The following is a 21007-nucleotide window of genomic DNA, read 5'->3' as shown; positions in this document are numbered from 1 at the left end:
CTAGATCAGGCTTTTTGCAGTACCTGCAATGCATTGACCCACCAACAAGAACACAACAAGGGGGCAGTCATGAGGGAACAGCTACGGGCGCCGGCCAGGCGTGGTGCCTGGCCATTGGCGGCCAGCGCATTGCTGGCACTGGCATTGGGGGTGTGGGCCGACAGTGCCCAGGCCGCCGCTGCCGACGAATACTCCACCGAATCTGCCAAGGCCAGCCAAAGCCTGCTGATCGGCGCCACCCATGCCGGCAAGCGCCTGGTGGTGGTGGGTGATCGCGGCCATATACTGTTCTCCGACGACCAGGGCAATACCTGGACCCAGGCTCGTGTACCCACCCGGCAGTTGCTCACCGCCGTGTTCTTCCTCGATGACAAGCGCGGCTGGGCGGTCGGCCATGATGCGCAGATCCTCGTCAGCAGCGACGGCGGCGCAACCTGGACCAAGCAGTTCGAAGACCTCGCCCGTGAAGCACCCTTGCTCGATATCGCTTTCCTCGATGCGCAGCACGGCTTTGCCGTAGGGGCCTATGGCGCCTTGATGGAAACCACCGACGGCGGGCAGCACTGGCAGGACGTGGCCGAGCGCCTGGACAACCCTGACCAGTTGCACCTGAACGGTATTGCCCGTGTGCGGGATGCCGGCCTGTTCATCGTAGGCGAGCAGGGCGGCATGTTCCGCTCCGCCGACAACGGCCAGACCTGGGCCAAGGTGCAGGGCCCCTACGAGGGCTCGCTGTTCGGTGTGATCGGCACCGCCCAGTCGCACGCCTTGCTGGCCTACGGCCTGCGCGGCAACCTGTTCCGTTCCACCGATTTTGGTGACAGCTGGCAGCCGATCGAACTCAAGGTCGCGCGCGGCAACCTCGAATTCGGCCTGGCAAGCGCTACGCTTCTCGATGATGGCACCTTGGTGCTGGTCGGCAACGGCGGCAGTGTGCTGCGCAGTACCGATGGCGGCCAGACCTTCAGCGTGTACAACCGCGCCGACCGCATCGCCCTGGCTGGCGTCAGCGGCCTGGCCAATGGCGGCCTGCTGCTGGTGGGGCAGGGCGGCGTACACCTGGCGGATGCCCAGGGTGCCGAAGGGGTGAGCCGATGACCAGCAGGGAGAGCATTACCATGCACCCGCACCACCAGGACAAGGCCACGCTGCTTGAGCGCCTGATCTTCAACAACCGCCCCGTGGTCATCGCCCTGTGTGTGCTGGTGAGCATTTTCCTGTTCTGGCAGGCGACGCAGATTCGCCCGTCCACCAGTTTCGAGAAGATGATCCCGCTGCAGCACCCGTTCATCGAGCAGATGATGGAGCACCGCAACGACCTTGCCAACCTGGGTAACACCGTGCGCATTTCGGTGGAGGCGGTGAATGGCGACATCTTCGACAAGGACTACATGGAGACCCTGCGCCAGGTCCATGACGAGGTGTTCTACATCCCCGGCGTCGACCGTGCCGGGCTGAAGTCACTGTGGAGCCCCAGCGTGCGCTGGAGCGAGGTAACCGAGGAGGGCTTTTCCGGTGGCGAGGTGATCCCCAACACCTACAACGGTTCGCAGGACAGCCTCGACACCCTGCGCGACAACGTGCTCAAGTCCGGCCAGGTGGGGCGCCTGGTGGGTAACAACTTCAAGTCGAGCATCGTCGACGTGCCGCTGCTGGAGAGCTACCCCGACCCGCAGGACCCAGGCAAGCAGGTGAAGCTGGACTACCAGCAGTTCTCGCACCTGCTGGAAGAGAAGATCCGCGACAAGTTCCAGGCGCAGAACCCCAATGTGAAAATCCACATTGTCGGCTTCGCCAAGAAGGTCGGTGACCTGATCGATGGCCTGGTGATGGTGGCGATGTTCTTCGGCGTCGCCCTGGCCATTACCTGGGTGCTGTTGTACTGGTTCACCTGGTGCATACGCAGCACCATCGCCGTGCTCATCACTACCTTGGTGGCGGTGGTCTGGCAGCTGGGGCTGATGCATGCGGTGGGCTTTGGGCTGGACCCATACTCGATGCTGGTGCCGTTCCTGATCTTCGCCATCGGCATTTCCCACGGGGTGCAGAAGATCAACGGCATCGCCTTGCAGTCGAGTGACGCTGACAACGCCCTCACGGCGGCCCGGCGCACCTTCCGCCAGCTGTTCCTGCCGGGGATGATCGCCATCCTTGCCGACGCGGTGGGCTTCATCACTCTGTTGATCATCGATATCGGGGTGATTCGCGAATTGGCCATCGGCGCCTCCATCGGCGTGGCGGTGATCGTGTTCACCAACCTGATCCTGCTGCCAGTGGCCATTTCCTATGTCGGCATCAGCAAGAAGGCCATCGAGCGCAGCAAGAAGGACGCGACCCGCGAGCACCCCTTCTGGCGCCTGCTATCGAATTTTGCCAGTGCCAAGGTGGCGCCGGTGTCTGTCACCCTGGCGCTGGTCGCCTTCGCCGGTGGGCTGTGGTACAGCCAGAACCTGAAGATCGGCGACCTCGACCAGGGCGCGCCGGAGCTGCGCCCCGACTCGCGCTACAACCAGGACAACAGCTTCATCATCAGCAACTACTCGACCAGCTCCGACGTGCTGGTGATCATGGTCAAAACCCCGCCCGAGCAGTGCTCGGTCCACGCGACCATGGCGCCTATCGACGAGCTGATGTGGACCATGCAGAACACCCCGGGTGTGCAGTCGGCGATTTCCCTGGTGACCGTGTCCAAGCAGGTGATCAAGGGCATGAACGAGGGCAGCCTGAAATGGGAAACCCTGTCGCGTAACCCGGACATCCTCAACAACTCCATCGCCCGTGCCGACGGCCTGTACAACGGTGACTGCTCGCTGGCGCCGGTGCTGGTGTTTCTCAACGACCACAAGGCCGAGACCCTGGAGCGGGTGACCGCCGTGGCCAAGGCGTTTGCCGACAGCCACAACAAGGAAGGCCTGCAGTTCCTGCTGGCGGCGGGCAACGCCGGGATCGAGGCGGCGGCCAACGAAGTGATCAAGTCGGCCGAGCTGACCATCCTGATCCTGGTGTACATCTGTGTGGCGGTGATGTGCCTGATCACCTTCCGCTCGTTCGCCGCCACCCTGTGCATCGTCCTGCCGCTGGTACTGACCTCGGTGCTGGGCAATGCACTGATGGCCTACATGGGCATCGGGGTGAAGGTAGCGACCTTGCCGGTGGTGGCGCTGGGTGTGGGGATTGGCGTGGATTACGGCATCTACATCTACAGCCGGCTGGAAAGCTTCCTGCGTGCCGGGTTGCCGTTGCAGGAAGCCTATTACCAGACCCTGCGTTCGACGGGTAAAGCCGTGTTGTTCACTGGTTTGTGCCTGGCCATCGGCGTGTGCACCTGGATCTTCTCGGCAATCAAGTTCCAGGCCGACATGGGGTTGATGCTGACCTTCATGCTGCTGTGGAACATGTTTGGCGCGCTGTGGCTGCTGCCGGCGCTGGCACGGTTCCTGATCAAGCCGGAGAAGATGGTGGGCAAGGAAGGTGGGTCCATTTTCGCCCATTGAATCGCAAGGGGCCGCTTTGCGGCCCATTCGCAGCACAAGGCTGCTCCTGCAAGGGTTACGCGATCCCCTGTAGAAGCAGCCTTGTGCTGCGAATGGGCTGCAAAGCAGCCCCAGGGTTATAATGCCGCCATATTTCCCACAGGTACCCCCATGTCCCCCCTCGCCACCGCCCTGCAATCCTGCGACATGCTCCTGATCGACGGCCTGCACGCCTTCGATTTCACCGCCGACGCATCCGGCCTCACCGTCGAATGCATGGACGGCCGCCAGCTGCGCCGCTGGTCCTTCAGCCCTGATCAGGTCGCCGCCGCTATCGCCACCGGTGATGAATGGCAACTCAACGATGCCAACGGCGAGCATCGGCTAGTCTGTATGAGTGCCTTTCGCGCCCCGGATGAAGACCAAGATGAACCGGATCTGGACGAACCTGCTGACCGCTAGCCTGATGAGCCTGACAATCCACGCCCACGCCGCTACCTTGCTGGTGGGCAGTTATACCGATGGTGCCAGCCAAGGCATCTACCGCTATCAATTCGACGACAAGGTCGGCCATATTGACCCCACGCCCTTGCAGGTGGTGAAGAGCGTCAGCCCTTCGTGGCTGGTGTTGTCCGCCGACCAGCGTCAGCTGTTCGCGGTGAATGAAACCCCGCAGGGCCATGCCAGCAGTTTCAGCATCAGCAGCAAAGGCGAAATCAAGCCGCTCAACCAGGTGGCCACCGAGGGCGACGAGCCAACCCACGCCAGCATCAGCCGTGACCAGCGCTACCTGTTCGTGGCCAACTATGCGGTCAAGCCCGACCCCGGTGGCAGCCTGGTGGTGATTCCGGTGGCCAGGGACGGCAAGCTCAAGCCCGTGGTGCAGCAGGCCCGACACCAGGCCAGCGGGGTAAACCCTGAGCGCCAGGCCGGTGCCCATGTGCATTCGCTGGTGCTGTCGCCTGATGGCCAGCACCTGTATGCCAGCGACCTGGGTGCCGACAAGGTGTTCATCTACCGGTACGACGGCGCCAGTGCGGACCACCCGCTGACAGCGGCGATACCGGCGTCCGTGGCTTTGCCGCCGGGCAGCGGGCCGCGTCACCTGCTGTTCGATGCCAAAGGCCGCCATGCCTACCTCACCCTGGAAATGAACGCCGAGGTGGTGATGTTCGATGTGCAGGACGGCAACCTGGTCGAACGCCAGCGCTTGCCCCTGACCGAGCACCAGGAGGCAGCAGCCAAGGCGGCGGGTGGCTTGCACCTGTCGGCGGACGGGCGTTTCCTGTACGTGAGCAACCGCGGCACGGCTAACGAGATTGTGGTGTTTGGCGTGAGCAAGGACGATGGCCAGTTGACCTTCCTGCAGCGTCGTTCGGTGGAAGGCGATCACCCCAGGGAATTTGCCCTGGACCCGAGTGACAACTTCCTGCTGGTGGCCAACCAGAAGAGCAACCAGATCGTGGTGATGCGTCGCGATCCGCGCAGCGGCAAGCTGCTGGAGACGGTGCAGACGCTGCAGCAGGATGCACCCTCGGACCTCAAGTTCATCGAGTGATATCGATTGGCGTGATAATCGATACTGGCGCAATGAATTTTTGCGTGCGGCCTCGGCGGCGTAAGTTTGACCCAAGGCCCAAGCGGGCCACCGTCAAACCACCGCCGTCGAGGTCAGCCCAGATGAACTTCAATCTCTTCCCGGTTATTGCCGCATCCGCCATTTCCGCATCGGTCGTACTGCCGGCGCATGCCCATGCCGACAGCAGCGGCAAGGCCTCTGCCACCCACAGCTACACCGAGCAGTACCTGCGCCAGAGTGCCAACTTCCATGCGGCCTTGAGTGCCAAGCAGCACCACTGAGCCAGCCTGCTGCGGCCCCTGTGGGAGCGGCCTTGTGTCGCGAAAGGGGCGCAAAGCGCCCCCAGGATTTGAGCGGTTTACTCTAAGAATGCTGGGGCCGCTGTGCGGCCCTTTCGCGACACAAGGCCGCTCCCACAGGGGACCGTGTAAAGCTGAGAGCTGTTCATTTGGCCATGACTGACCTGAACAGCTCCGAAGCCAGCCACCCCTCCAGCCAGCTCCGCACCCGCGGATAAGCCGCCTCGGCGAACCACTGCGGTTCGACCCCGGCAAACTGGCGCATCAGGGGTAGCAACGCGGCATCGGCAATGCTCGGGTGGTCGGCCAGCAGGTAGGGCCGGCCGGCCAGCAGGCCTTCGAGCTCCGCCAGCCAGGCCTCGGCCTGCTGGCGGTAATGCTCGCGGGAATGCTGCGGGTAACGCTCGGCATACTTGTACAGGTTCACCTGGGCCTTGAACGTGCTGTCGTTGCGCGCAATCAGCGCTTCAGCCTGCTGCGCCGCCGCAGGGTCAGCCTGTAGCTGCCAGTCCTGCGGGTCGTTTTGCGTCAGCGCCCAGCGCATGATGTCCAGGCTTTCTTCCAGTACCCCGGCACCGGTATCCAGCACCGGCACCGTGCCCTTGGGCGACAAGGCCAGCAGTGCTGCCGGCTTGTTCTTCATCGCCACCTCACGGATTTCCACCGCGCACCCGGCATAGCGCAAGGCCAGGCGCGCGCGCATGGCCCAGGGGCAGCGGCGGAACGAGTAGAGGATCACCCGCATACCTCCACGTCACTCAGGCCATTGCCCTGGCGGCGCACCTGGATTTGCACCGGGATACGCTCGTGCATTTCCTGCACGTGGGAGATCACCGCCACCTTGCGGCCCTGGGCCTGCAAGCCGTCGAGGGCGTCCATGGCCAGTTGCAGCGACTCGGGGTCGAGGCTGCCGAAGCCTTCGTCGATGAACAGCGATTCGATGCGCAGGGTGCTGGAGGCCATCGAGGCCAGGCCCAGGGCCAGGGCCAGTGAGACCAGGAAGGTTTCCCCGCCCGACAGCGAATGCACCGAGCGCAGTTCGTCGCCCATCTCGGTGTCCAGCACCAGCAGGCCCAAGGCGCTTCCGCCACGCTTGAGGCGGTAGCGGCGGGCCAGCTGGCGCAACTGGGTGTTGGCGTGGTGCAGCAGCAGATCGAGGTTGTAACCCTGGGCGATCTTGCGGAACACATCGCCCGAGGCTGAACCGATCAAAGCGTTCAGGCGCCCCCAGCGTTGCCATTGCTGATGGGCCTGTTCGATTTCTGCCGCCAACGCCAGGTGTGCCTGCTGGCGACGTTGGTCGTCGGCCTGTTGCGCGCGCAGTTCGGCGCACTGCTGCTCGTGGCTGGCCAGGCGCGCGCGCAGCCCGGTCAGGGCGTGCTCCAGGGCTTCGGCCGAGGTGTCCACGGTCATTTGCGTGGCGTGTTGTTGCAGGCGTTGTTCGCGCTCCTGCAGCAGCACACGGCCCTGTTCGATGGCTTTTTCGGCGTTTTGCAGGCGCTGGCGCAGTTCATTGACGTGCGCGTCATCCATGGCCAGCAGGCGATCCAGGCCGGCGTCATCCAGTTCCGGGTGCTCGCTGCGCCACTGGGCAATCTGGCCCTGCAACTGCTGGCACTCGGCGTCCAGCGCTTGCTGCTGCTGGACGTTGGCCTTGAGTTCACTGGCCAGTTGCACACCCTGGGTGCGCAGGTCTTGCAGGCGCTGGGCGGTGTCGGCGTCCAGGGCGCGGGCTTGCTCCAGCGTGCTGTTCATGTGCTGCTGCCAGGCTTCTGCACTGCTGTGCTCACCCAGCAGTTCGCCGAGTGAGGCCTGGGCCTGCTGGCGTTGTTCTTCGAGGACGGCCAGTTTCTGCTGCAACTGCTGCAGCCCTTGCACGCGCGCCTGTTGCTGGTCGTGCAACTTGTCCAGCTGTGCCTGACGGGCTTGTTGTTCTTCCAGTTCGTCCTTGCGCTGCTCCAGTTGCTGGAGGCGCTGGGCAATCTGCTGGTCGAGGGCGAGGAAGGCATTTGCCGGGTCTTCGTTGAGGGCCTTGAGGGCTTGCTCGGGCAATACGCCAGCGAGGTCGCTCAGCCCCTGCTGCAACTGCTGCTCATCGTTGGCCAGGGCCTGGTGCTGTTGCTCCAGATGACGCTGGGCCTGCTGCTGGGCGTCGTGGGCAGCCTGCAATTGCTGGTTGAGGCGGGCGGCATCTTTTTGCAGGGCGAGCAGGGCGCTCTGGCGCTTCTCGTCCTGGCCGATTTCTTCATCCAGGCGCCGCAACTGGCTGTCGAGCCAGGTGCTGCGGGCCTTGTCGTCCTGCGGGGCGAGGGCCGGCCACAGGCTGTGCGCCTGTACCTGGGCCACCAGCGGTTGCAGCTGTTCGCCCAATTGTTGCAGTTGCTGTTGGTAGTCCTTGAGCTGGGCATTCACCACGCCCAGCTGGGTACGCAGTTCCACCAGCTTGCCGTTGAGGGTTTCGACCTGCTTCTGCGCGGCCTCTTCTTCGGCCTGGTCATGGCGACCCAGGCTCTGCAGCAGCGCTTCGGGCTGATGAAACGGGTGCTCGGCGCTGCCACACACGGGGCAGGGTTCGCCGTCGCGCAGCTGGCCACGCAGTTCTTCGACGCTGGTGTTGCGCGCCAGGCGCTGGCGTTCCAGCAACTGGCGGGTGAGGGTCAGCGCTTGCTCGGCCGCTTCCAGCTCGGCCTTGGCGGCGGTGCCTTCGGTAATCAGTTGCTGGCGTTGCTGCATGGCCTGCTGCTGCCGTTCGCGCATGGCATCCAGCTGCTGGCGCAGGTCTTGTTCACGGCCATGCAGGCGCGACAGCTCCTCGACGGCGCGCTGTTGCTTGCGGTTGTCCTGCAGCATGCCACCGAGCAGGTCGATTTGTTCGGCAAGGGCCTGCGGTTCGGCCTTGGCTTCACGGAATAGCAGGTCATAGGCGTCGCGCTCGGCCTGCAAGTGAGCATTGGCCTGGCTGGCCTGGGCCTGCAGGCCGGGCAGTTCATCACGGCCTTTGGCCAGGCGGCCACCAATCAGCATCACCTGCTTGAGCTGCGGCAGATAGGCGTGCCAGGCATCGGCCAGGCCCGCCAGGTGCTGGCTGTCGGCCAGTGCGGTGTCGATGTTGGCCAGTTGCTGCAGGCTGCGCTGCTGGTTGGCTTCCAGCTGCTGCACCTGCTGCTGGCCCTCGGCGACCTGTTGTTCAGCCTGTTGGCCGGTGCTGCGCTGCGCGGCCAGCTCCTGGCCCAGGCGGGCCACGTTGTCCTGGGCGGCAAAGGCCTGACGCAGGCGTGGTGCGTCCTCGCTGTGCCGGGCCTGGCGGTCGGCAAGCGCTTGGCGTGCGGCGCTCAGCGCCTGTTCGAGCTCGAGGGTGCGCAGCTGCAGCTCGGTTTGCTGTTGCTGTTGCTCAGCGATCTTCGCGGCCACGGGTGCCAGTTGCGCAGCCAGCGCCTGCTGGCGGTGGAATTGGTGGCGCTGCGGGGCAAGGCGTTCCAGGCGTACGAGGTCCAGGCGGGGTTCGGCCAGTTGTTGCCAGCTGTGTTCGGCGGCCTGCAGCGCGGTGCCGGCTTCGGCATGCTGGGCCTGCAGCTGGCGTTGCTCATTCAGCCAGTTGCGTTGCTGCTCCAGTTGGCGCTCGCCGGCCTGGTCGGCCTTGAACTGCTGCTGCGCCTGCTCCAGGCGCTGGTCCAGTTCGGTGCGGGCTTCGGCGGCCATTGGTAACAGGTGGCTGGCGCGGTCCTTGAGGGCGTTGTGGGCCTCGGCGGCTTCACGGGCCTTGCTGAAGGCACGCTGGCCCAGGCGGGTGTAGATGGTGGTGTTGGTGAGCTTTTCCAGCAGCTCGCTGCGCTCTTTGTCGTCAGCCTTGAGGAAGGCCCCGAACTCGCTTTGAGCCAGCATCACCGCACGGGTGAACTGCTCGAAGTTCAGGCCCAGGCGGGCTTCGACCAGTTGCTTGTATTCGTTCTTGCCGCTGCCCAGCACCTGTTCGCTGTCCAGGTCGTAGAAGCTCTGGCGGCTGTGTTGCAGCTTGCCATTGGCCTTGTCGCGGGCGCGGTTGGCTTCCCAGCGGGCGCGGTAGCGGCGGCCGTCGATACCGATGAAATCGACCTCGGCGAAGCCACTGCCGGTGCCCCGGCGCAGCAGGTTGCGCGGGTCGTAGGTGGGGATTTCGCCATCGGCGTCGGGCACCTTGGCCTCGCGGCCAATGTCGTTCAGGCGTGGCACCGTGCCAAACAACGCCAGGCACAGGGCGTCGAGCAGCGTGCTCTTGCCCGCCCCGGTGGGCCCGGTGATGGCAAACAGGCCAGCGCTGGCCAGCGGCTCGGCGGTAAAGTCGATTTCGACCGGGCCGGCCAGCGATGCCAGGTTCTTCAAGCGAATGGCGAAAATCTTCATGGCTGCTCCTCTTCCTGCTGCACGTCCTGCAACAGCAGGGCAAAGTCGGCCAGCGCCTGCTCATCTGCGGGGTTGCCATAAGCCTGCTCCCAGGCGCGGCTGAACAGGTCCTGCGGGGTCATCTGGGAAAGCTCGACAAAGGCCAGGTCATCGTCTTCGGCGTTATTGCGGCCGGCGTATTCGGCGCTGATGCGGATCAGCCGCACGGCCTTGCCTTCCAACGCCGTTTCAATCTGCTGGCGCAGGTCGGGTTGCGGCTCGTCCAGTATCACCCGCACCTCCAGCCAGGGCTGGCGGTTGGGGTCTTCGAGCAGGTCGATCACGGGCAGGTCGGCCAGTTGTTGCAGCAGTTCGCCGAGCGGCGCCGGGCCGACCCGTTGCAGGGCCACCGCGCGCGGTACCGGGCGCGGTTCGACGCTGACCAGGTCGGTGCCGTCCAGCTCCACTTCCAGCACCTGGTGCGGGTAGTTGATTTCGGCGAACGACAGCGGGATCGGCGAGCCGCTGTAGCGGAGGCGTTCTTCGCGGTTGACCTTCTGCGGCTTGTGCAGGTGGCCCAGGGCGACATAGCTGATGGCCTTGTCGAACAGCTTGGCCGGCAGTGCCTCGGCGTTGCCGATGATCAGGCTGCGCTCCGAGTCCTCCGACACCGAGCCACCGGCCATGTGCGCATGGCTGATGGCGATCAGCGCCTGGTCTTTCTTGCGCTTTTTCTGCGCGGCGGCGATCAGTTGCTGATGCACCTGGGTGATGCCTTGCAGATAGTCGTCGCCCAGGTTCGGGCCGGTGACCTCGGCCGGGCGCAGGAAGGGCAGGGCCAGGCACCAGGCGGCGACCTTGCCGCGGCCGTTGGTCAACGGGATCAACAGGCGCTCGGCATCCAGCTGGCCTTCATCCAGCCAGTGCACACGGCCCAGGGCATGGGTGCGCAGACGGCGCATCAATGCGGCGGGCAGCTCGATGCGCGAGCCGGAGTCGTGGTTGCCGGCGATCATCACGATGTCCAGCTTGGGCTGTTGCTCATGGGCCTGGACGATGAAGTCGTAGAGGCGCTCCTGGGCTTTGACCGGCGGGTTGACCGTGTCGAAGATGTCGCCGGCAATCAGCAGCGCATCCGGCTGGCGCAGGCGCAGCTGGCCGAGCAGCCAGTCGAGGAAGCAGGCGTGTTCGAAGTCGCGTTCCTGGCCGTGCAGGCTTTGGCCCAGGTGCCAGTCGGAGGTATGAAACAGACGCATGGATGACCTGTTGGTGTCGAGTCGGGCAAGCGGGGAAAGGGCGGTATGGTAACCCAAGGATGGGGTTGAGAGGTGTCTGCCTGGAGATGTTTGGCGGCTGTGAGATCGAGCGCCGCCCGCGCGGCGCATCGCGAGCTGCTACGTTTGTTTCGGGCCAGTAACGTCTGTGACAGGCGCGCGCGCCCCCCTTGTCCATACGACGCAATACCGAGACATGCGCCAAAGCGTTCGCGCGCAATTCCCCCAGGAATAACTGGCCCGAAACAAACGTAGGAGCGAGCGCAGCTCGCGATGCGCCGCGCGGGCGGCGCTCGATCTCACAGGCGCTGAAAACCTTGTGGCGAACACCTGGTGGCCTACTTGGGATAAAGCGGCGGCAAGCTGCCGTTGTCACCCGTCGGCAGCAGCACCTGCTCAGCCGGCGGAATGGTGCCAATCGCCCGCCATAAATCCTCACCCTGCCAATACTGGCCACTCTCGCTATACAACGCCCCGTTCAACCCATCCAGCGCATCCGACAACGGCACGAAGCGCGCGGCCATCTCGGCCAGGGTTTCCGGTTGTTGCCGGGCCCACGCATCCAGCGCCTGGCGCGTGGCCTGGGGGTCGTTGGCCTGGCACGCACGCTTGAGGTCGTCCAGCAAGGTACGTGGGCTTGGCCCGTTCTGCGCCGCGCGCAGCACCGCAGGCCGCGAGCGGGCGCGCCACCACAGGGCAAAGCCCAGCACGGTGGTCAGGGCGAACACCAGTGTGGCCAGTTGCCAAGGCCACAGCAGGGTGCTGGCGCTGCTGTTGTCGCCCACAGGGGTGTCTGCGCTTAGCGCCGGGTTGTCCTGCACATTCAGGGTGCGCGCCGGCAGGCTGCTGTGTTCCAGATGGTCTTCGCGGGTGTTCCACCAGGCCACTTCCAGCGCCGGCAAGGTCAGCGTACCGGCGTGAGTCGGCACCAGGGCTTCGCGTTCTTCGCGGTTGGCGGTCATGCCGCGCTCGCTGATTTCGTTGCGCAGCAGCGGTTGGTCAGGGTAGCGGCGCAAGCCGATGATCTCTGTGGCGGGCAGCGGCGGCAGTTGGGTGCTGGACAAGCCCTCGGCACGCAAGGTGATGTTGCGCGTCAGCGAGTCGCCAATCTGCACCTGCTGGCTGCCCGGGTCGGGGTTCCAGTGCTCTTCCAGGGTCAGGCTGCGGGCTGGCAACCATGGTACGCCAGCGGGCCAGGCCGCGGGAATCGGCCGCACGGTGAGGCGCAAGGGCAGCGAACTGACCTGCACCTGGCGGCCGGCGCGCGCCGTGCCATTGGCTTGTGGCGCTTCGTCGTTGCTGGCGGCGGCAGTGGCGGTAAAGGTCAGTGAGGGAATATCGAGGCTGCCACTTTGCTGCGCGTACACCGCATAGCGGGTTTCGATCACGCCATGACGCACGCCGTTGATTTCCTTTTCATACGTGCGCGATTCGCCTAGTGGCTCGACCTTGGCGTTCTCCAGTTGCAGCGGGCTGAGGCTGCTGTCGTCGTACAGCGCCACCGAATGGTAGATGCGCAGGGTCAGCACAGCCTGGGCCTGGACGTAGACGTCGTTGCTGTCCAGGGTCGCTTCGATGAACACTTGCGAGGCGCTGTCCTGGCGGCTGGCATCGGCTTGCAGCACTTGCAGTTCGATGGCCTGGCTGTGCGACTGGCCCAGTTGCAGCTCGGGAATGCGCAGGCTGCCGCTGCGCCGTGGCAGCAGGGTGATGATCCAGCGGGTACTGGCGCGGGTTTCACCGTCCAGGGTGTGCAGGCTGTTCAGCTGGCGCGTGCCGCGCACTTCAAAGTCACCTTCCAGGGCGCGCAGGTCGGGCTTGCCGAACTCGGTGACGTCCTGGCTTTCCAGGGTCAGCTCCAGGCTCTCGCCGGCTTCCAGGCGGGTGCGGTCAACGCTGGCTTGCAGCAGCGGCTCGGCCTGGGCCAGCACGGCCCATACCAGGGTGAGCAGAAAGACGCCGAAGCGACTCATCGTGGGGTTTCCTGATGCAATTGCTGTTCATACCAGAATTTGCGCCGCAGCAGCTCCGCCGGGTTATCGGGGATCTCCCGCAGCCATTGTTCCAGGGCCTGGCGCTGCTCGGTGTCGAGGCTGGTCGAAACCGGGCGCTGTGGCGGCTGGGTGACATTGTCGTCAGCACCCGCCTGGTTGCCGGGCGCGGCCTGGTTGTTATTGCTGCTTTCACCGGGTTGTTCGGCGTTGGCCTGTTCGTCGCTGCCGGGCGTGCCTTGGGCCGGGCTGCTGGACGAGCTGCTATTGCCTTCGGTTTCACTGCCGGGTGTACCTTGGGCATCGCTGCTGGCTGACTGCTCCTCGGCCTTGGCCTCGCGCTGTTGCAGCAGTTGTTGCACCAGCGCCTGGTTGTCCAGCGCGGGTTGCAGGTCTGGCTGGCGCTCCAGGGCTTGCTCGTAGGCGTCCAGGGCGGCCTCCAGTTCGCCGCTGCGGGCCAGGGCATTGCCTCGATTGTAGTGGGCGGCGGCTGTGTCGCCTTGGGAAAATGCTTCGGCGGCACCGGCATAGTCGCCGGCCTGGTACAGCGCCATGCCGCGCCACTGTGGGTTCTGGAAGTGGCGTGCGGCGCTGGCCGGGCGGTTTTGTTCCAGCAGGCGCTGGCCTTGCTGGTCGGGGCGCAGCCACAGGTCGTTGAACTCAAAGGCCTGGCTGGGCTGTGGCAGGACCAGCAGCAGTGGCAGGCAGAACAGCCAGCCACGACGGCCGGCGCAGGCGGCCAGCAACAACAACGGGATCAGCAGCCAGTAACCCTGGTCGGCCCAGCTGTCCAGTTGCAGGGTCTGGCCGTCATTGCGTGCGGTGCGCGGGTTGTCGAACAGGCCCAGCCCGCGCAGGTCGAGGTCGTCGATGCGGGCATGCCGGTAGCGTCCGCCCGTGCCGTTGATGAAGCCTTTGAGGCTGGCGCTGTCCAGCCGTGGCAAAAGAATGCCGCCCTGGTCGTCCTTGAGGTATTCGCCGCTGGCCTGGCGTACCGGCGCGCCTTCGCGGCTGCCAATGCCCAGCATCAGCAGGCTTGGGCCTTGACGGCCGAGGGCCTGGCTGATGCCTTGCCGTTCCTGGGCACTCAGCGACGAGCCGATCAACAGCAAACGCCCTTGGCCCAGGCCACTCTGGGCCAGCAAGGCCAGGCCTTTTTGCACGGCCAGGTCGGCGCGTTGGCCAGGTTTTGGCATGATCGACGGGTCGATGGCCTCCAGCAGGTTGCGGGTGGTGGCCAGGTCATCGGACAGCGGCACCAGGGTGTGCGCCGAGCCGGCATACACCACCAGCGCAGTCTGGCTGTCACGGCGGCGTTCGAGCAGGTCGAGCACCTTGCGCCGGGCCTGCTCCAGGCGGTTGGGCGGGCTGTCGTCGGCGAGCATCTGCGGGGTCAGCTCCAGCAGGATCACCAAGGGGTCGGCCGGGCGCTGGCGGTTTTCTTCCACACGCTGCCAGCTGGGCCCGAGCAGGGCCAGGATCACCAGCGCCCAGGCCAGGCCCAGTGCTATCCACGGCAGCTTGCTTGCGCTGCCGCTGCCACCGCCCAGCAATACGCCGTGGAAGGCCGGCGGCAAGATCATCTGCCAGCGCCCGGCGCGCTTGCGCCGGTGCCACAGCTTGTACAGCAGCCAGCCGAGCAGCGGCACGGCCAGCAACCACAGCGGGCGAAGCCATTGGGGCCACAGTTCGATCATCGCCGCCTCCTCAGGCGCAGGCGCTTCAGACGCTGGCGCCATTCCGGGTGCGGCTGCAGGAAACGCGGCTTGCGCAGCAGGCGTTGCAACAGGTTGTCGGGCCATTGCACGGCCACCACCAGCAGCACGCTGAGCAGCAGCGCCAAGGCCAGGGGCCAGGCGTACAGGGCCTGGGCCGTGCGTGCCTGGGTAGGCTGTTGGGCTACCGGCTCCAGCTGGTCGAGGGCGTCGCCGATGGCGCCCAGTTCGGCGCCGTCATGGGCACGGAAATAGGCACCGTGGGTGATGTCGGCGATTTCCTTGAGCGAGGCCTCATCCAGGTCCAGGCTCGGATTCAGGCCAAGCAAGCCGGGGGTGCCACTGGCTTCGGGGTTGGCGCCAATGCCGATGGTGTAGATACGCACCCCTTCCTGGGCGGCCAGGCGAGCGGCGGTCAGCGGGTGGATTTGCCCGCCGTTGTTGGCGCCGTCGGTGATCAGCACCAGCACCCGGCTTTGTGCTGGCCGTTGGCGCAGGCGTTTGACCGCCAGGCCAATGGCGTCACCGATGGCGGTGTTTTTGCCGGCGATGCCGATTTGCGCCTCCATCAGGAATGTACGCACGGTGCGCCGGTCGAAGGTGAGCGGCGCCTGCAGGTAGGCCTGGCTGCCGAACAGGATCAGGCCCACACGGTCGCCTTCACGGTCTTGCAAGAAGTCGCCCATCAGCGCCTTGACCAGGTCGAGGCGGCTGATGTCTTCGTTTTTCCACTGCATGTCGGGGAAGTCCATCGACCCGGACACGTCCACCGCCACCAGCAGGTCGCGGCCGCTGGCGGCCACCGGCACCGGATCGCCCAGCCATTGCGGGCGGGCGGCGGCGCATAGCAGCAACAACCAGATGACCACGAACGGCGCCTGCTGGCGCCAGGTGGGCAGGTTGAGCCGTGCGCGGCGCCCTGCCAGGCCTTCCAGCTCGTTGAGGAAGCCTACCTTGAGCACCGGCTCGCCGCTGTCGGCGGCTGGCAACAGCAGGCGCGCCAGCCAAGGCAGCGGCAACAGGGCGAAGACCCACGGCCAGGCCAGTTCAAACATGCTTGCGGATCCAGGTTTCGACGGCTTGGCTGAGCCCGGCAATGGCCTTGTCATCAAGCTTGCACTCAGGCTTGTAGGCGCCTTCGACCAGTATCATCCAGCGGGTCAGGCCGGCAGCCGGGCAGCGGTTGTCGAGAAATGCCAGCCACTGGCGGCCGTTGAGGGTGTGGCTGTTGGCACCTGGATAGTGGCTGCGGCACAGGCGCTTGAGCAGGGCATTGATCTGTTGCAGCCAGGCGCCGGCCGGGGCGCCGTCGTAGGGGCGCGGCAGGCGCGCCAGCTCGGCCAGGGCGGCCACGCGCACCGGGTCGAGCGGTTGTTCGGCGCGCACGATGCGGCGTTTGCCCGGGCGCCAGCGGCGCAGCCGCCACAGGCCCCAGCCCAGCAATGGCAGCACGGCCAGCAGCAGCCACCAGCCCGGTGCCGGCGGCCACAGGCCGACAGGCGCAGGCTCGATCAGTGGGTGCAACTGGTCGAGCGGGTTCATGACGCGCTCCTTGGCCGCTGGGCGTTCAGGTACTCGCGCAGTTGCTCGATCATGTCGCTTTGGGTGCTCAGCGGCATCAACACGACGCGCAGTTTCTGGGCCATCAGCTCCCAGCGCTCGATGCGTGCTTCGGCCTGCTTGCGATAGGCCTGGCGCAGGTTGGCGTCCAGGGTGTCGAGTTCCAGCTGCGCGCCCCGTTGGGCAAAGCGTAACAGGCCGGCGGCAGGGAGGGCGTGGTCGAGCGGGTCGGAGACTGGTAGCAGCAACAAGTCGCAGTGGCGCGAAAGCATGGCCAGGTGCTGTTCGCACTGCGCGGTCAGCGCACGTTCGTCGCAAATGACAATGGCCAGGCTGCCAGGGCGCAGTACCTCTCGCGCCCGGCGCAGGGCCAGGCCAAGGCTGTCGGCCTGGGGCACGGCTTCGGTGTGCAGCGACTGGTTGACCTTGGCCAGGCGGTTGAGCAGTTGCAGCAGGCTCTGCTTGCTGCGCCGGGGCTTGATTTCGTGAGGGTCGTTGTCACCGAACACCAACCCGCCGATGCGGTCGTTGTGGCCCAGTGCGGCCCAGCCGAACAGTGCCGCAGCCTGGGCCGCCAGCACCGACTTGAACAGCAGGCCCGAACCAAAGAACAGCCGTTGGCTTTGCTCGACGAGGATGAAGATCGGCCGCTCGCGCTCTTCGTGGAACAGCTTGGTGTGCGGTTCCTGGGTGCGTGCAGTGACCCGCCAGTCGATGTTGCGCACATCGTCGCCGGCCTGGTACACGCGCACCTGGTCGAAGTCCACCCCGCGCCCGCGCAGCTTGGAATGGTGCAGGCCCACCAGCGGGCTGCGCTGGCCGGGCTTGGAAAACAGCTGGATTTCGCGGACGCGGTGGCGCATGTCGATCAGCTCGGCAAGGCCGATGCGGATGCCGGGTTCGGCCAGCTGCGCGGTGGGCATTGGGTCAGGCAACGGCGACGACGTCGAGGATGCGCTGGACCACACGGTCCTGGTCGATCCCCGCCGCCTCGGCCTCGAACGACAGGATGATGCGGTGGCGCAGCACGTCGAACAGCACGGCCTGGATGTCTTCGGGGCTGACGAAGTCCCGACCGGCCAGCCAGGCGTGGGCGCGCGCGCAGCGGTCCAGCGAGATGGAACCGCGTGGGCTGGCGCCGTAGGCGATCCAGTCGGCCAGCTCGGTGTCGAACTTGGCCGGGGTGCGGGTGGCCATCACCAGTTGCACCAGGTATTCCTCCACCGCGTCGGCCATGTACAGGCCGAGGATTTCCTTGCGCGCAGCAAAGATGGCCTGCTGGCTGACCCGGCGCTCGGGCTTGGTTTCGCCGCCCAGCGCTTCGCCACGTGCTTGCGCCAGGATGCGCCGCTCCACGGCTGCGTCGGGGAAGCCGATTTTAACGTGCATCAGGAAGCGGTCGAGCTGGGCTTCGGGCAGGGGGTAGGTACCTTCCTGCTCGATCGGGTTCTGCGTGGCCATGACCAGGAACAGCGGCGACAGGTCGTAGGTGCTGCGGCCCACGCTGACCTGGCGCTCCGCCATGGCTTCGAGCAGTGCCGACTGCACCTTGGCCGGGGCGCGGTTGATTTCGTCGGCCAGTACCAGGTTGTGGAAGATCGGCCCCTGCTGGAACACGAAGCTGCCGGTTTCCGGGCGGTAGATTTCGGTACCGGTGATGTCGGCCGGGAGCAGGTCTGGGGTGAACTGGATGCGATGGAACTGCGCCTCGATGCCTTCGGCCAGTTCTTTGATGGCCTTGGTCTTGGCCAGGCCCGGGGCACCTTCGACCAGCATGTGGCCGTCGGCCAGCAGCACGATCAACAGCCGTTCGACCAGTTTCTCCTGGCCTAGGATCTGGGTAGAAAGAAAGGTGCGCAGCGCGGTCAGCGCTTCACGGTGTTCCATCAGTGACGGTTCCTGGTATGGGGCCGCAGGCGGGGCTGAAGGCAGCTGCCCTGGCAAGGGGTGATACTTTAATCCATCCGGGGGGGTGGCGACCAATGGCGGCTGGGAAATTTATCCAGCCCTGGGCCTTGTATATACAGAAATGTCCTGCAAGTGGCTGGCCAAAGGCCGATGTTCTGCGGCGGGGTCCTGGCGCCTGCTTGTGCTTCTGACGCAAGCAGGAGCACAACGATGGAACTGAACAGCTGCAGTAATGAAGCCGCTGCGCCGCTCACTTTGAGGTTCGGCGTGTTTTTCGACGGCACGGGTAACAACCAGCACAATGCGATATCGGCGGATGCGAACGGCGACAAAGGCGCCAGTTATGCCAACGCCTTGAGCAATGTGGCCCTGTTGCATGCGCTGTACCCGGCGCAGGCGGCCGATACGGGCGGGGCCATGGCGTTTCTGAAATGTTATGTGGAGGGGGTGGGTACCCGAGCCGGTGAGGCGGATGGCACCTATGCCTCGGCCACCGGGCGTGGCCACACGGGGGCGCAAGCGCGGGTTACCGAAGCCTTGGCGGGGCTTGCCGGGCAACTGCGCGATTGGCGCCGGGCGCATCCGCAGGCCATGCTGGCGCAGGTCGAGTTCGACCTGTTCGGCTTCAGCCGCGGTGCGGCGGCAGTGCGTCATCTGGCAAATCTGCTGCACGACGACGGCGCCAGGCTGCTGGCAGTACCGTGCAGTATCACGATCAATTTCATCGGCCTGTTCGACACCGTGGCTGCGATCATTGCGCCGTTGCAGGGCGATTTCGACCCTGCCGACGACCGCCATGGCGGCTTGCGGCTGGGCCTGGGTACCGGCATTGCCCGTCATGTGGTGCAACTGGTGGCGGGGGATGAGCAGCGGCACAACTTCCCATTGGTGAGCAGCGGTCACGACATCGTGTTGCCGGGTGTGCATTCGAATATTGGTGGTGGTTACCCGAGCAGTACGCTGGAGCGGGTACTGCTGTGCAAACCGCAGTCACAGCGTGTGATGCGGCGCGTCTGCGCTGAACAGACCCGCGCATATGCCAAGGTAAGTGCGTTGTTGGCGTCGGCATTTGGCGGCTTGGGCGCGCGGGTGATTACCTGGGAAGAAGCGATTGCCGGTGGGCGGCCAGAGGAGGCGCAAAAGCAGGTGTATGCGGCGGTGTACCGGGAGCGGGAGGTGGCGGGGCAGCTTTCGCGGGTGTACCTGAGTGTCATGCGTGAGCTGGCGGTGCGTGCGGGGGTGCCGTTTGAGCCGTTGGGTGGGCAGGCTGAGCATGGGGTGCCGGCTGATTTGCTGGAGATCAGCCGCAAGTTGCATGCGTTTGCCCTGGGTGAATGTGAACAGCCTGGCCTGACCGGGGATGAGCAGCGGTTGTTGCGTGACAGGTATGTGCACACCTCGGCGAACTGGAATGCGCTGAAGGGGTTGCGCAACAGTGTGCTGGATATGTTGTTCATCAACCGGCCAGCGGCAGGCGGTCGGGTGGTGCATCCGAACCCGGTAGCTTTATCAACCTGAACCGGCCTCATCGCCGGCAAGCCGGCTTCCACACGGATCGCGCCGCACTCAAGAGGTGTGGAGTCCTGTGGGAGCTGGCTTGCCGGCGAAAGGGCTGCAAAGCAGCCCTAGGGTCTAAGCCAGCTGGCGACGCTTACTGGCTAAATATGCCTCCTGCGCCAGGGTCAGCAGCACGGTCAGCAGCATGAACACCACCGAAGCGATGAAGATGCCTTCGGGCAGGCGCTGATCGAGCATCCAGCCGAATGCAATGGGCCCGAGAGCGCCGCCGATGTTGAAGCCGGTCGAGACCAGCCCGAAGGTTTTACCCTCGGCACCACGGGGTGCCGCCGCCTTGACCAGCATGTCCCGCGACGGCGCGATGACCCCGGTCAGCAAGCCGATGGCCCCCAGTACCGCTACCAATGCCCAGTCCCGCACCAGCCCCAGCGCCACCAGCGTCGTCAGCGCCGCCGCCAGGGCAAAGGCCATGGCCGCCACCAGGCCATGGCGGCGGGTGCGGTCAGCCAGGGCTCCGCCGCACAAAACGCCCACTGCACTGCTGAGCAGAAACGCCGTGAGCGCCGTGTTGGCCCAGGCCAGGGTCAGGCCTTGGCCCTGGACCAGGGCGGCCACGGAGAACTTCTCGATGGCACTGGTGCTCAGGTTCAGCAGGATGAACAACACCGTCAACACACCGATCATCGGCGTGAGCAAGCGCACGCGGCCAGGCGCAGCACCAAGGCCAGCGTCACTTTTGTTGCCATGCCCGCAAACCTGATAAATGCCGCTGCGTGGCACAGAGATCAGCAGCAGCGCGGCAATACCTACCACCGCACCTGCTGCCAGGGCGGCCTGGGTACCCAACACGGCGGCGATGCCGAGAAATACCGCTGGCGTTACCGCCGAACCGAGGAAACCGGCGAACGTATGGATCGAGAACGATCGCCCCAGGCGGCCTGCCTCAATGCCGTTGACCAGCAACGCGTAGTCGGCAGGGTGGTAGACGCCATTGGCCAGCCCGGCCAAGGCCATCGCTACCAGCAATACCGCATAGCCGGGGCTGACCGCCAGCATCAGGAAACTGAGACTGCCCAGCAGCAACCCGGCCTTGAGCACCTTGCGCGCACCGTAGTGGTCGACGGCAAAGCCCAACGGTGCCTGCACCAAGGCAGAGACGATGTTGAACACCGCCAGGGCCACGCCAAGCTCGACGAACCCCACACCCAGCAGGCCGGGGAGGACGGGCAGCAATGCCGGGATCAGCATGATGTGCACATGGCTGACAAAGTGCACGGCAGCAATTTGGGTAAGAAGCTTGGGGCCAGCTTGGGGCATGTCGATACCTGTCG

At 65.3% G+C, this 21007-nt stretch carries 16 protein-coding genes; 6 read left to right on the top strand and 10 right to left on the bottom strand.

Annotated features, from left to right (window positions below; all coding sequences use genetic code 11):
* Positions 1–69: 69 nt before the first annotated feature.
* From ACK1VC_RS08405 to ACK1VC_RS08385, 5 genes are all read left to right on the top strand, one after another.
* Positions 70–1098 (top strand): WD40/YVTN/BNR-like repeat-containing protein, encoded by a 1029-nt coding sequence (locus tag ACK1VC_RS08405; RefSeq protein ID WP_102689348.1) that lies wholly within the window; start codon positions 70–72, stop codon positions 1096–1098.
* Between the two features lie 20 nt (positions 1099–1118).
* On the top strand, positions 1119–3494 hold the full coding sequence (locus tag ACK1VC_RS08400) for an efflux RND transporter permease subunit (protein ID WP_191087852.1): 2376 nt from the start codon (positions 1119–1121) through the stop codon (positions 3492–3494).
* Positions 3495–3644: 150 nt separating this feature from the next.
* A complete protein-coding gene (locus tag ACK1VC_RS08395; RefSeq protein ID WP_060519083.1) occupies positions 3645–3935 on the top strand; it encodes a DUF5629 family protein in 291 nt (96 codons plus the stop codon).
* Entirely contained in the window at positions 3901–5031 is a 1131-nt protein-coding gene (locus tag ACK1VC_RS08390) for a lactonase family protein (protein ID WP_024717868.1), read from the top strand. The genes ACK1VC_RS08395 and ACK1VC_RS08390 overlap by 35 nt, the downstream gene beginning before the upstream one ends.
* 122 nt (positions 5032–5153) lie before the next feature.
* A complete protein-coding gene (locus ACK1VC_RS08385) occupies positions 5154–5333 on the top strand; it encodes a hypothetical protein (protein ID WP_016485546.1) in 180 nt (59 codons plus the stop codon).
* A gap of 163 nt (positions 5334–5496) precedes the next feature.
* On the opposite strand, the gene ACK1VC_RS08380 is transcribed toward ACK1VC_RS08385, so the two are convergent.
* The 9 genes from ACK1VC_RS08380 to ACK1VC_RS08340 form a co-directional block, all read right to left on the bottom strand.
* Positions 5497–6090 carry a glutathione S-transferase gene (locus tag ACK1VC_RS08380; RefSeq protein WP_024717869.1) on the bottom strand — a complete coding sequence of 198 codons (594 nt, stop codon included), beginning with the start codon at positions 6088–6090 and terminating at the stop codon, positions 5497–5499.
* The gene (locus ACK1VC_RS08375; protein ID WP_449117939.1) at positions 6087–9731 is read right to left on the bottom strand and encodes an AAA family ATPase; all 3645 of its coding nucleotides are present in this window, start codon (positions 9729–9731) and stop codon (positions 6087–6089) included. The genes ACK1VC_RS08380 and ACK1VC_RS08375 overlap by 4 nt, the downstream gene beginning before the upstream one ends.
* Positions 9728–10966, bottom strand: coding sequence for an exonuclease SbcCD subunit D C-terminal domain-containing protein (locus tag ACK1VC_RS08370; protein ID WP_016485549.1), 1239 nt, complete (start codon positions 10964–10966; stop codon positions 9728–9730). The genes ACK1VC_RS08375 and ACK1VC_RS08370 overlap by 4 nt, the downstream gene beginning before the upstream one ends.
* A 356-nt stretch (positions 10967–11322) precedes the next feature.
* Complete coding sequence (locus ACK1VC_RS08365; RefSeq protein WP_016485550.1) at positions 11323–12957, bottom strand: BatD family protein; 1635 nt, start codon at positions 12955–12957, stop codon at positions 11323–11325.
* Entirely contained in the window at positions 12954–14672 is a 1719-nt protein-coding gene (locus tag ACK1VC_RS08360; protein WP_191087418.1) for a vWA domain-containing protein, read from the bottom strand. The genes ACK1VC_RS08365 and ACK1VC_RS08360 overlap by 4 nt, the downstream gene beginning before the upstream one ends.
* A complete protein-coding gene (locus tag ACK1VC_RS08355; RefSeq protein WP_016485552.1) occupies positions 14669–15745 on the bottom strand; it encodes a vWA domain-containing protein in 1077 nt (358 codons plus the stop codon). Before ACK1VC_RS08355 ends, ACK1VC_RS08360 begins: the two co-directional genes overlap by 4 nt.
* Entirely contained in the window at positions 15738–16232 is a 495-nt protein-coding gene (locus ACK1VC_RS08350; protein WP_016485553.1) for a DUF4381 domain-containing protein, read from the bottom strand. Before ACK1VC_RS08350 ends, ACK1VC_RS08355 begins: the two co-directional genes overlap by 8 nt.
* Positions 16229–17173 (bottom strand): DUF58 domain-containing protein, encoded by a 945-nt coding sequence (locus tag ACK1VC_RS08345; protein WP_016485554.1) that lies wholly within the window; start codon positions 17171–17173, stop codon positions 16229–16231. Before ACK1VC_RS08345 ends, ACK1VC_RS08350 begins: the two co-directional genes overlap by 4 nt.
* Before the next feature lie 4 nt (positions 17174–17177).
* On the bottom strand, positions 17178–18137 hold the full coding sequence (locus ACK1VC_RS08340) for an AAA family ATPase (protein ID WP_016485555.1): 960 nt from the start codon (positions 18135–18137) through the stop codon (positions 17178–17180).
* Between the two features lie 231 nt (positions 18138–18368).
* Here ACK1VC_RS08340 and ACK1VC_RS08335 point away from each other — a divergent pair, with 231 nt between their 5' ends.
* Positions 18369–19676 carry a T6SS phospholipase effector Tle1-like catalytic domain-containing protein gene (locus ACK1VC_RS08335; RefSeq protein ID WP_016485556.1) on the top strand — a complete coding sequence of 436 codons (1308 nt, stop codon included), beginning with the start codon at positions 18369–18371 and terminating at the stop codon, positions 19674–19676.
* A gap of 114 nt (positions 19677–19790) precedes the next feature.
* On the opposite strand, the gene ACK1VC_RS08330 is transcribed toward ACK1VC_RS08335, so the two are convergent.
* On the bottom strand, positions 19791–20993 hold the full coding sequence (locus tag ACK1VC_RS08330; protein WP_016485557.1) for an MFS transporter: 1203 nt from the start codon (positions 20991–20993) through the stop codon (positions 19791–19793).
* Positions 20994–21007 lie beyond the last annotated feature (14 nt).

This window comes from Pseudomonas sp. XP2, assembly GCF_053557975.1.
The sequence above is the reverse complement of the archived record's forward strand: the minus strand, read 5'-3'. Positions and strand labels throughout refer to the sequence as shown.